Genomic DNA, 718 nt, shown 5'->3' with positions numbered 1-718 from the left:
CCGTCATCTTCGGTGAGCGCTTCATCAAAGCCATGGCGGCGTGATGTTCAACCGCCCGCCCGCACACGAAATTCCTGACAGTCCCTGTCGAATTGGGCGACTGCGAAGCTCGAGCGTTTCGGCATCGCGGCGCGCAGGCCCCACATGAGATCCTCACATGGGAACATCTGTGTCAAGTTGGTTAAAACATATCGTCATCTCAAATTATCGGTTCCAGGTTCCAAGCCCGACTGTGTGACACGGCTCGTTTTGCCGAGCCTCATCCACCTCACATACGGTCGCCGTTTATTTCGGCTGCACCAACATCCCGCTTCCGGCGGGCAGGGCTTAGGTCGACAAAGCCATTCTATGAGACGGCATCTCGCCAAAGATTCTCTCGGTCGTCGGCCTGGAACCACCAGGGCTCATGAGACCTTGGTGGTATCTTAAGGGGGAGAGTGAAAGCGTTATGGGGCCTTTATGATTGCGCCGTCGATGATGACCCCAGAGGTGACATACTTCCAAAGCGCGACCAACAGCTTGCGCGCCAGCGCGACGATGGTCGTCTTCTTCATGCGACCACCATTATGTTCAACACGCCCCCTGAACCATTGCGCCAATGCCGAATCCGGCTGATGCCGCAACCACAGCCAGGCTGGCACTGTAAAGTTATCAGCGGATTGATGCAGCGATAGCTGGCCGGGACGGCTGTCACGCTGCGGCGAGACACGCGATTTTG

The 718-nt window shown here is 57.0% G+C and carries 1 pseudogene; it reads right to left on the bottom strand.

The features are described 5' to 3' along the window. Positions 1-446: 446 nt before the first annotated feature. Positions 447-718, bottom strand: a pseudogene (locus tag NKH03_RS34840) (hypothetical protein); the annotation flags it as partial.

It is taken from the genome of Mesorhizobium sp. M1406 (assembly GCF_040317555.1).
In the GTDB taxonomy this organism is placed as follows: Bacteria; Pseudomonadota; Alphaproteobacteria; order Rhizobiales; family Rhizobiaceae; genus Mesorhizobium.
This window is presented reverse-complemented; position numbering and strand designations above follow the sequence as displayed.